Annotated in this window: 9 protein-coding genes; 1 reads left to right on the plus strand and 8 read right to left on the minus strand. The window is 37.7% G+C overall.

The window, feature by feature from the left end:
- Positions 1-444: 444 nt before the first annotated feature.
- Positions 445-816: a GxxExxY protein gene (locus QL989_RS09160; protein ID WP_290169930.1), complete on the plus strand. Its 372-nt coding sequence runs from the start codon at positions 445-447 to the stop codon at positions 814-816.
- Between the two features lie 583 nt (positions 817-1,399).
- On the opposite strand, the gene QL989_RS09165 is transcribed toward QL989_RS09160, so the two are convergent.
- The 8 genes from QL989_RS09165 to QL989_RS09200 all read right to left on the minus strand — a co-directional run bounded on the left by QL989_RS09165 (position 1,400) and on the right by QL989_RS09200 (position 11,103).
- Positions 1,400-2,113 (minus strand): VpsP family polysaccharide biosynthesis protein, encoded by a 714-nt coding sequence (locus QL989_RS09165; protein WP_290169932.1) that lies wholly within the window; start codon positions 2,111-2,113, stop codon positions 1,400-1,402.
- Entirely contained in the window at positions 2,106-2,834 is a 729-nt protein-coding gene (locus QL989_RS09170; RefSeq protein ID WP_290169935.1) for a CpsB/CapC family capsule biosynthesis tyrosine phosphatase, read from the minus strand. Before QL989_RS09170 ends, QL989_RS09165 begins: the two co-directional genes overlap by 8 nt.
- Positions 2,835-2,846: 12 nt before the next feature.
- The gene (locus QL989_RS09175) at positions 2,847-5,054 is read right to left on the minus strand and encodes a polysaccharide biosynthesis tyrosine autokinase (protein ID WP_290169937.1); all 2,208 of its coding nucleotides are present in this window, start codon (positions 5,052-5,054) and stop codon (positions 2,847-2,849) included.
- Between the two features lie 24 nt (positions 5,055-5,078).
- Complete coding sequence (locus QL989_RS09180; RefSeq protein WP_290169940.1) at positions 5,079-5,600, minus strand: polysaccharide biosynthesis/export family protein; 522 nt, start codon at positions 5,598-5,600, stop codon at positions 5,079-5,081.
- The gene (locus tag QL989_RS09185; protein ID WP_198523024.1) at positions 5,597-6,811 is read right to left on the minus strand and encodes an outer membrane beta-barrel protein; all 1,215 of its coding nucleotides are present in this window, start codon (positions 6,809-6,811) and stop codon (positions 5,597-5,599) included. Before QL989_RS09185 ends, QL989_RS09180 begins: the two co-directional genes overlap by 4 nt.
- Positions 6,795-8,198, minus strand: coding sequence for an undecaprenyl-phosphate glucose phosphotransferase (locus tag QL989_RS09190; RefSeq protein WP_290169943.1), 1,404 nt, complete (start codon positions 8,196-8,198; stop codon positions 6,795-6,797). Before QL989_RS09190 ends, QL989_RS09185 begins: the two co-directional genes overlap by 17 nt.
- 183 nt (positions 8,199-8,381) lie before the next feature.
- Positions 8,382-8,732 (minus strand): 3-phosphoshikimate 1-carboxyvinyltransferase, encoded by a 351-nt coding sequence (locus QL989_RS09195; RefSeq protein ID WP_356776516.1) that lies wholly within the window; start codon positions 8,730-8,732, stop codon positions 8,382-8,384.
- Positions 8,733-8,874: 142 nt separating this feature from the next.
- The gene (locus QL989_RS09200; RefSeq protein ID WP_198523021.1) at positions 8,875-11,103 is read right to left on the minus strand and encodes a choice-of-anchor A family protein; all 2,229 of its coding nucleotides are present in this window, start codon (positions 11,101-11,103) and stop codon (positions 8,875-8,877) included.
- Positions 11,104-11,632: the final 529 nt, after the last annotated feature.

The raw sequence follows: 11,632 nt of genomic DNA on the forward strand, positions 1-11,632 counted from the left end.
AGGGCTAAGAGACGCTGCGCTTTTAGAGGAAGTGATAAAAACAGAAAGCTTTCATTAATAAGGGGCTTAATCGTTAATGTTTACTCATTTACTCCTCATTCGCTTCTCTCAGTGCAATTAGATCATTAAAGAATTTATGCACAGAGAGGGCTAAGAGACGCTGCGCTTTTAGAGGTAGTAACAAAATAATTAGTCACTTAGCTTAGTGGCTTTATTTTCTCATTTACTTCTCATTCTCTTCTCTCAGTTCAATTAGATCATTAAAGAATTTATGCACAGAGAGGGCTAAGAGACGCTGCGCTTTTAAAGGAAGTGACAAAACAATTAATCACTTGGGTTAGTGGCTTTGGTTTCTAATTTAATAAACTATAATCAGGTTATAACGTTAGTTAAGCCTGAAACAAAGCAACTAATTCTTAAAGTTGCTATTGAATGAGGATAATCATGGACATTGACGAATTAACAAAAATAGTTATTGGGTGCGCTATTGAGGTACATAAAACTTTAGGGCCAGGACTATTAGAGTCAAGCTATGAATCTTGTTTAATGTATGAGTTATGTCAGGCTGGGTTAAATGTTAAAAATCAAGTTGAACTGCCAATAATTTATAAGGAACAATATATTGCAACAGGCTATAAGTTGGATATTTTATTATCAAGTGAATTAATAATTGAACTGAAGGCCGTTGATAAACTCCAACCTATTCACTCAGCGCAGTTGATTACATATATGAAGCTATCAAATATAAATACGGGCTTATTAATTAACTTTAATACACTAAAGTTAGTTGATGGTATCAAGCGCTTTAATTTATGATTTTTAACTCAACTTGATAGTTAATATTCTCTTAAGTGAAGATGCACAAAGAGGGTTAAGAGACACTGCGCTTTAGAGGAAGTGACAAAAACAGAAAGCTTTCATTAATAAGGGGCTTAATCGTTAGTGTTTACTCATTTACTTCTCATTCGATTCTTTCAGTGCAATTAGATCATTAAATAATTTATGCACAGAGAGGGCTAAGAGACGCTGCGCTTTTAGAGGTAGTAACAAAATAATTAGTCACTTAGCTTAGTGGCTTTATTTTCTCATTTACTTCTCATTCGCTTCTCTCAGTTCAATAAGATCTTTAAGAAAATTATACACAAAGAGGGCTAAGAGACGCTGCGCTTTAGAGGAAGTGACAAAAACAGAAAGCTTTCATTAATAAGGGTCTTAATCGTTAATGTTTTCTCATTTACTCCTCATTCGCTTCTCTCAGTGCAATAAGATTTTCAGGAAATTATGTACAAAGAAAACTAAGAAGTGCTGTGATTACAGAAGTTAAACTTCATGTTTTGGTAGTCGGGTTTCGAGGATAAGCCTAAAACCTACCACCTAATCCCTAGCCCCTTTATTTTTTTTAACCACAGTATTTATTAAACATCCAACTGCCTCTAACCGCCTCAAAATGAGTTCCAAATTGAAGCGATAAACACACAATTGGTAAACGGTTCATTTCTTTAGCCATGCTAAAAATTTTATTAAATTTATAACCATATTTAGAGGCTAATTTAAGCTCGTTCACATAAAGGGCTTTGTAGATGGGGGGTAGTTCATTCCAGTGCATTAACACAATTTGAATAATACCTAAGTGAACATCTAACTTATATGGGCCAACTTTTTTAGCTTGCTGAATATAATTATATACCCGCTCGGTAGGCCCCTCTTGATAGCTGACAACTTGCGCCAAGCTTATCCAGGTTAGTGCCCAAGTTTGCCTTAACTCAACCGACTTTAACAACGCTTGCTCAGCTTGTTGATATGTTTGCTGAGTATGTTCGATTTGCTCAATTGATGTTGTATCAATACCGGCTAAACCTAGCATTTTTATATGGGCTAAAAAGTGCCAATAATGAGGATGCTCAGGATCCATATTAGTAGCCAAGGTAATCGCATTTTCTGCCGCCTGAAGCGATGAGCCAGACAAAGCGCCACCTGACTCTTGCACAATATTTAGGGCATTAAAGTACCACGCATTTGCGCGCATACTTTGCATACTTGTATAAGCAATAACAAGTACTATCATGGCTAAAATAACAGCAGGAACTGCCTTGAACATGTTTAATTTAGTCATTAAATAAACACTCGGTTAGCTGCAGCGGGTTAGTTACAAAAAGCGTTGTGGCCTGCTCTTCACCTATTAACTGCGCTACTGTTTTTCTAGCTTGGCTCAATATAGGCGGGCGGCGCTTTACTGAATGCGCATCAGAGGCAACATAGTTTACTAACCCATCTTTTAACATTTGTAACGCTATAGTTTGTGCGCTTTCTCCCCACTCACCTTCAATACTCGATGCCGTTAACTGAAAGTCGCAGCCTAACTGCTTTAAGTGTTCAATGTAATAAAGGTTTGACTGAATATCGCGATTACGCTCTGGGTGCGGAATAATAACGCGTATATTTTGTTTAGCGAGCCACTGAATAAACTTATCGTAACCTTGCGGCATGTGTGAATGCGGTAACTCTAATAGCAACACGTTTTTGTCTGCCATTTTACCAATAAAAGGCAGTTTATTAGCCATCACCATTGCCATAAGCTCTATGTCTAAACGTACTTCAGCAGCGGCAGCTAATTTAACATTAATACCTTCTTTTTTTGCCTCTCGCTTTAAACTCTCTAAATCGTTTTTTATTTGATCAGTCGCATTGTTAAAGCGACCTACATGTATATGTGGCGTTGCCACCATATGAGTAATGCCATCGTTTTCAGCCAATTTTAAAAGCGCTAAAGATTCTGTTAAATCTTTAGCGCCATCATCAATACTCGGCAAAATATGCGTATGAATATCAAACATAAACTAACTTAGTTACGCTTGTGGCTTTTCAGGTTGCTGTGAGTAATCGTAATAATCATAGTAGCCATGGCTATGCTCATCTTTAGATTTACTCATATCGACCTTATTAAGTACTACACCGGCAACGTGGGCTTTTACTTCAAATAAACGCTCAAGGCCCGCTGTAATTGGTTTAATACGGGTAATGTCTGATTTAACAACATAAACAACCGAATCAACACTTTGTGCAATTACCAATGCATCACTTACTGCTTGCGTAGGCGGTGTATCAACAATAATATGATCGTACTGCGCTTTTAACTCACTAAGCAATTGTTCAAAGCGTGGGCTTGACAACAACTCAAGTGGATTAGATGGTATTTGCCCACTTGGCATAATTGTTACACCCGATTGCGTGTCAACATGAACACACTCAGCTAATTGCTCAGTACCAATCATTAAATTACTTAAACCTGGGTGAAATACCGGTATATCAAAACGTTTAGCTAACGTTGGTTTACGTAAATCGGCATCAATCAGTAATACCTTGCCCATTTGTGCCAACGACATCGCTAAATTAGCAGAGGTAGTCGTTTTACCTTCCCCTGGGGAGGTAGAGGTAACCGCAATAACCTGATGCGCTCTGTCTAAATGGGTAAGCAATAAACTAGTGCGGAAGGTACGTACCGATTCGGCAAAACGACGATAGCTATCCTCTAAATAAGCATGGATCGGAAAATAGCTCTTTTTAGGAACCGCAACATGCGGTAATAACCCTAACATACGTTGAGCGAGTTTATTTTCTACATCATTTTTATTCTTAACTGTGTCGTTTAAGGCATCAAAAACAAAAGTCATTACTACCGCAAAACCAAAACTGGCAACAAAGGCTAAAATAACAATCAGCTTTTTATTAGGCTTGCTTGGGTCTTTTGGAGCATAAGCACGGTCTGTAAAACGAGCTGCAGCTGAGCTAAAGTCACTAGTTACTTCGGTTTCTTTAGAGCGTGACAAAAAGGTATTAAAAATATTACGATTCGTTTCAACTTCACGTTTTAATTGATTATATTGAGTTTCTTTACGGGTAATATCTTGATATTCAGAACGAATTTTAGCTAAATCGCGCTCAAGCGCATTTACAGTTCGCGTTGTTCTATTAAGCTCTTTTTCAATACCGGTAATTAAGCCTTTAATTTGCTTATTAAGGTTAGATTTAACTGTAGCAAGTTCAGATTTAGCTGAAATCATTTTTGGGTGTTTAGGGCCGTAAACCTCACTAAGCTCACTTACCTTACGCTCAACCAATACAACTTCGCGTTTAACGTCTTGTACAACACGATGCGAGGTAATTTCAGGCATACTGCCAAGTAACTCTATGTTATCGTTGCCATATTCGTTAATAACACGATTAATACTTTCAAGGTTATTTTTAGTCGCTCGCGCATCAACTAGCTGTTTTGAGGTTTGCTCTAATTCTTGAGTAACTAAACCTGCAATACCTTCAATATCAACCAACTTCTGTTCTTCTCGGTAAGCTTGTAAACGCACTTCAGAGCTATCTAGTTGTATACGTAATTCAGATAAGCGCGTATTTAACCAGCTAGACGCTTGCTGGGTTATTCCCATTTTAGCGCGCATTTGGCTTTCTATGTAAACTTCGCCGACCGTATTTGCCACCAAAGCGGCTAACTTAGGATCGCTCGACTCAAAACTTACTTGCACTAACTGTGTTTTACGAATAGGAGACACAGTTAAGCGAGGCTTAAAAGCAGCAAGCAAACCTAACATCTCACGCTCAGCTTGTTCTTCCTCTGTAATAACAGAATCCTCTTTTTTATTTAAAAAAGGTAACAGCTGCTTAACCATGCCTTTTAACTCACTTGTAAGCGAAGGTTTAGCAATAAAGTCAGTATGCTGTTTTAAATTAAGTTTAGTAATTACTTCTCGAGCAACCGTGTTTGACTTAATCACTTCAAACTGGGTTGAATAATACTCTTTTTTGGTAGAGTCTAAACCATATATTTCATCAAAGCTTACTGCTTTTGTTTGCTCCGACTCAATTAATAAAGTGGCCGTGGCTACATACCTAGGTGTTAACGTTAAAGCGACCATGATGGTTAATAGTGTAGCAACAATAGCAAAACCCAATATTTTCCATATGCTTTGCTTAATAATATTAAGATAAGCACCTAAATCAATTAGTTCCTCGTTATTGCTAGGCTTTTCAGAGTGTGTATTCATTTTATTATTACTGCCTTAAACTGCTTAAAACAAGCGTTGCTCTATTTTTATGGTATCACCCGCTGCAATTTGGCTATTTAAACTACCTTTTTGTTGCTGCTGTTTGGTTTGCTCTTTAAAAATAAATATTTTATCAACCGAGGCACGTTCAGTTAGGCCACCGGCCAGTGCAATAGCTTGATTTACTGTCATAGCAGGCTGATAAGGGTATCCACCCGGCTTTTTAACTTCACCATGTATGTAAAAAGGGCGGTATTCTACCACTTGCGCGTACACATTAGGTTTAACTAAATAATCAGGCTGTAATCCACTAATTATTGTTTGTTCAACTTGCGAAACGCTTAACCCAACTAGTTTAACCTTACCTAAAAACGGGTAGTTAATCTCACCACTATTGCCTAGTAGAGAGGTTACGTCTAAATCAGGCTGACCAAACACTTTAATTTCTATTTTGTCGCCTGCGCCTAATATGTAGTTTTGCGAATCACTCGCAAAACTACCAAAACTGAGTAACAGAATTAGGCCAATTAAAGTTCTAACCTTCATTCATTACCCTTTAATGCAAATGTAAAATTAAGGCCAACAATAACGCGATCAAATTCAATATTGGCTTGAGTTGAATTACGATCAATAAAATCAACATAACCGGTGATCATTCCTAAGTTATTAGCTAAATAATTTAAGCCTAGGCGGGCATTTTTAACTTTGTCTTTACGGTTAAAGTTACCTGAGTACTGCTGTTCAACGTAATTAGCACTTACTACCGAGCTTAAATATTCGCTCCAATCATGTTGCCATGTTGCACCATAAACACTCTCTTTAATGTAATCGCCTTGTACTAAAGGATCTTTGGCTGCACGGCTGGTAACTAGTTGCAAGGTTGAATAAGTCAATGGCTTCCAAACTGCAGCCGCTTCCCAACTTAAACCACTAAAGTTATCACGCTGGTTCGACTCAAAATCCTTATTTTGGTAACCCACTTTAAACGAGCCAGTAGTAACAGCAGTGGCTTCCCACTCCATACCTAACAATACTTTAACGTCATTTGAATCACGGGAAATACCGTTTGAGTCAATTACATCGTACTGGTAGTTTTCTTGCTTTACCTCTAAAAAGGCACGGGTACCAGCTTGGGTATTATAGTAGCCAGTAATACCTAACATAGGCTTGTCGTAATCACGAAATTGCGATATGGCCGTAAAGTTTTGGTAATTCTTATTATAATAACCTGCGGTTAAAGCAAACATTGCTTTAGAGCTTTGTGCGCCATACTCATAGCGAGCTGTTAGGTTTTGTTGTTGATAGTTTACAAGTTCATCTAGCGCACTGCCCTGCCCTTCAGTTAATCCACCACCACGAGGCTCGTATAACCAATCGGCGTTACCAGTTACATCTAGTCTATGTTGGCTAGTAAACTCTTTATGTACACCCGCACCTAAATTAACTTGAGTAAAGTTATCAGTGGTATCTTTATTATGAAACGACGTGCTAGATGCAATATCAAATTTATAACTGTCGGGGCCATCTTCAATTAATGCGTTTAAGCTGGGCGCAATATTCCATATCAAACGTGTTTGTGTAGCCGACGGCGTCATAAAAAAGTTGTCGTTACTACTTACACCAAGCTGCAGCATTGGCGTAACTTCAGCGCCATCTTTAGTCATTACACTGCCAGGTTGTAATTCTACTGCCGATAAGGGTGCAGAAACCCCTAACGCAACAAGTAAAGTGGTAATTATATTAGTACGCATTTTCACTTTTAAATCCCTTAAAAATTGTCATAAAAATTATTTTCACATCAAACCACAAAGACCAATGTTTAATGTAATGTAAGTCGTATTCAACTCGCTTAGCCATTTTATCAAGCGTATCGGTTTCGCCGCGCCAGCCATTAATTTGTGCCCAACCGGTAATACCCGGTTTAGTTTTATGCCTAAACATATAAAACTCTACTTTTTGGCGGTACTCTTCGTTGTGCGCCACCGCATGAGGCCTAGGGCCAACAATAGACATATCGCCTTTTAAAACATTTATAAACTGTGGTAATTCATCAAGGCTAGTGCGTCGCAAAAAGCCACCTAACGGGGTAATTCGGGCATCGTTTTTTGTTGCCTGAGTGACCACATCGCTATTTTCGGTCACTGTCATAGAACGAAACTTCCACACTTTTATTTTTTGCCCATCTAAACCGTAGCGGTCTTGCTTAAAAATAATAGGCCCCTTAGATGTCAGCTTGATTGCGGCTGCAATCGCTAATAAAACCGGAGTAATTAAGGTAACAATAATGGCTGAAACTACTATATCTTCTGTGCGCTTTATGAACTCATGGGCGCCAATACATGGTGCTTCAAACACGCTTAATGTATCTACGTCACCCACATGTTCAATTCGGGCGTGTATTAAGTTTGAAAGCAAAAAGTCGGGCACTACGTGCACATCTACCGTGGTATTACCTAGCTGCAATAAAATATCAGCTATGCGTTTTTGCGCTTTCATAGGGAGCGCAATGTAAAGTATGTCTATTTCACCATTACGAGCAGCATCAACAGCGCTTTGTATTGTTCCTTCAACACCTTGGTGTTCCAGTTGTTCAAACAAGCGTTCAGGGTTTCTATCGTCATAAAAACCTTTAAAGTTAAAACCTAACTCATCGTGTTTAACAATTTCAGTATGCAAGTATGCAGCAGATTCTGTTGCGCCAATAATGGCAACATTACGTTGAGATAAGCCTAATTTACGGCGACTACGTTTATATAAGTACACTCCCAAGCGCCAAATATATAAATACGTAACACTTAGCGTAAACCAAATAATTACACCCACACGTGAAAGTGATTCACTAAACTTAAAAATAAAAGACACTACTAGTAAAAACGCAAAAGCAATTAAAACGCTAGCCCATGCACACATGACCATTGTTCTAAATTTACCAGCGCGCCAAGAGCGATAAGTAGAAAACAGCTCAGCACTGTATAAATAGCTAAGCGCAACAGTAAGCGCAGAAGCGGCATAAATAGGAGTAAGTTTAAAATTGTAAAGTAGGGCTGCGCACTGAAAAGCTAAAAATAACGCAAATATATCAAATAGTCGGTAAAAGTTGGCATCAGAGGAACCTGAAGGTTTGAAAGTCCTTGGAGATGTCATTTTGCTTAATTCCTTATAGCTAATCTAGCGTGGGGGGAGCCCCCACAAAATCCACGCGAATGATATAGCATTAGCTGTTTTTGTTCAATTGCTTATACCGACAAAAGTACTAACTATTTTGTAACTAACATTACAATGAGCTTTTGGGTACAAATAAAATATTAACTCATTAAATAAGACATGTTAACTGAATAAAGCCTTGAACCAACGCCAAATTCCAAATGAATAACCTTCAAACATATCAATGCCCAATGCAGATTTAATCAAATATAAAACCAGCAATATAAGTAAAGTCACAAATGAAACTGCAGAGCTTATAATTACAGCTTGTGCCAACTTTGCAAATTTTTGCTCTTTTAAGCTTAATTCACGCCTGTTTCGCCCCGCCAAGAAAACATAGTAATATCGATATTTAAAAAGCTTAACTACACCTCTGCAGTCAACAGCGTGGTTACCCCACTGCCTAGCGCCAATGGCAATTTTTAAATGCGCAAGCTGCTCATCGGTAAAGGTAGTTTGAATATTTTTAGGCATTCGCTCTAGTAAATTTCTAATAGCTGGGTCTTGCTGTAAATTTGACAAAAAAACCTCAAATTGAACTTAGTTCTTTATCACCAACCTTTTTAAAAAATAAAAAAGCCAATTAAAGTAATTGGCTTTGATTAAAAAAGTTGGCTTATTTTAAGTTAGCTGAACGGAAAGTGTTCGTTTTCTCCCAGCTATTTTCTGGCTGTAGTGGTAATGAACCATTTTGATTTATATTTGTGCCTGAGAACGAATGTTGATTCCATACACGCGTAGCCGAAGACCATTTACAGCTTCCTGTCGTTTTGACCGAAACACCATTGGTACCTGTAGCACCTTCTGGCAATAAAAACTCATTAGAAACAGATACTATTTCACCTGAGCCATCACCATCTAAATCAACTATGATTGGATATTCCCATATAGTACCTGATGATTGTGGCGACTTATAAATTAGTTGATTTTCAGATGCACTAAATACATTTAGACCAGATTCATCAACATTAATAATTTCATCTTTACCATCATGGTTAAAGTCATATGTAATAACGCCACTACGTTTGCTAGACGCATCATTAATACTAAAGGAGTTAATTAAGACGCCTTGCTTATTGAGTACCTTAATTAATTCACCACCTGCGACTACAATATCAGGCTCACCATCTCCATCGACATCACCAATAGAGGGAACACCACCCCCAGAGTCTTCTGATTGGTATTCCCAAATAATTGTTCCATCATGTTCTAAGAGCTTGATGCTGCCATCTAAATCCGTTAAAACAATCTCAGGATATGCATCATTATCAAAGTTACCAATTGCTGAAAAGCCCTGTTGTGTATTTTTATTCCAAAGCACGTTTCCATCCTTCGTAAATAATACACCATTAGCCAGAATTTCCTGCTGGCCGCCAAGATCAGAATCAAAAGCAATTGAGTCAATAACTGTAAAATTACCTTTGTTGTAATCTACAGGCTTTTGAAGTTTAACTATAGAGTCATCAACAAGACTAACAATACTATTACCGATTATAAATTCAGCATTACCATCACCATCTAAATCTGAGATTGATGAGTTTCCGTATGCGAACCCTTTTGGAATAGCTTTTATTAACTCACCAGAATTGCTGTAGATTTTATAACTACTATCGCTAGAGTCTCTTACTATAACTTCTACCAAACCATCGTTATTAACATCAGCCGCAGAAATTGAATAAGTCGAAGTAGCCTTTATTGTCTTATAGTCGAAAGTTCCATCGAGGTTTTCAGTTTTCCATAGTTCTTCGCCGTCAATACCACTTAAAGCCCTAACAATCCCTTGCGCACGGTAGTTAGCAAGATTGAAGGTTACAGCTAAAATATCTGTTACATCTTTGTCATCAATGAAACCATCACCATTGTCATCATTAAGATTTACAGCAATGGGTGTTGAAATCACTTGGTTATACTCAGGTAAGAATTCGCTGCTGCTCCAACTCCACTTATCAACTATATTAATTTCATTACAAATTGGGTCTACGCCAGAAGGTAAATTACCGTCAAACTCACCGCCTAACAATGCCATTGAACCATAAAAGCTTTTACCAATAACTGGCATTTTAGCTGTTCCATAAACACCTCTGATATCAGCGTAAGGGGCCAATACAACACCTTGCCAACGGTTACCTTTAATGTTCAGTTTTTCTGCATTAGTGAAGTTAAATACAGTTTTGGTTGCATGATTGCGTAAACGCCAAAAGCTTTTACCTTTAACGTTAACATTGTCGTCGCCAGTAATATTAAAGATAACTGTTGCATCAGCAGGAATGCCCCACACTTTAAATGTGTGAGCTTTAGCAAATTGGCGTGCATCTAAATTAAATACCTGCGTGTCTGAGCGACCATCGCCTTCTAAGTAAAGGCCACCCCATTTACTTTGTACTGTTCCCGTAGCATCAAGCTTACCTAACTCAGCGCTTAAATCTTTGTAGTATTGCTCTTGTTCATCAAAATCAAATGGCATGGTTGATTCATCTTGATTTGAAGCTATTGTAGAATTTCGCTCCATGCCCCATTGAACACTCCAGCTAACATCAGTACCACCACCGGCAATCATGCTACCAACGAACTGGCGCCCTATTTTATAATCGATGCTTGATTCACTAATTAAGTAGTATTCATTTGGGTTAGACGGGCGTAAAAAGCCTACACTATAACCTTTTATGTCGATTTTACCTGCTGCTATAGCGCCATCAGCACGGCCAACATTCGATTTAAAGTCGTCAAAAACAAATGCAGAAAAGTTGTTGGCAACACCTAGGTCAGCAGCAAGCGTTGATGAGCTGGCTAAACTAAGTGCAATTACAGCACTCAATTTCTTAAGTTTAAGCAAAGAGTTTGTCATTTTATCCCTCAAAAAATGAAAGTGCTGTGTAGGCACCAAATTGATATTATTTGTTTAACGAAGGTATCGTTTCGTTAAGTTTCTGTGGGCATTATATATACAAAAAACTCAAAAAGGAACAAAAACACTACAAAAGTACTAAATTTAGTAAAGCTTTAAAGAAACGAAACTTTAATTCAATAACTTACAAGTTAAAATTAATTTCAAAAAGCCAAAAAACCCCCAAAAGAACCAGTAAATGTTTAATTATTGTTAACGGCATTGCAGGTGTATTTAAGTTAAAGCAGTTTGAACGCTTTTTTCAAACGGTTCTTTAAATAGGTTGCTTGATTACTGATAAAAGAGATATTAGGCTAATGAGGGCTTTACAGAATAAATAAAAATCTATAGAAAAACACAGTATTCTCACTTTCCCAGAGGTATTACTTTAATTAAGTAAGCCTCTGATGGTTGTTCTGCTAACCCTAACAACTTTGGTTTCAACTTCAAAAATGTATTAATATTTCTAACATCATTTCTGAGGATATGT

The sequence above is a fragment of the Pseudoalteromonas sp. APC 3224 genome (assembly GCF_030407535.1).
GTDB lineage: Bacteria > Pseudomonadota > Gammaproteobacteria > Enterobacterales > Alteromonadaceae > Pseudoalteromonas.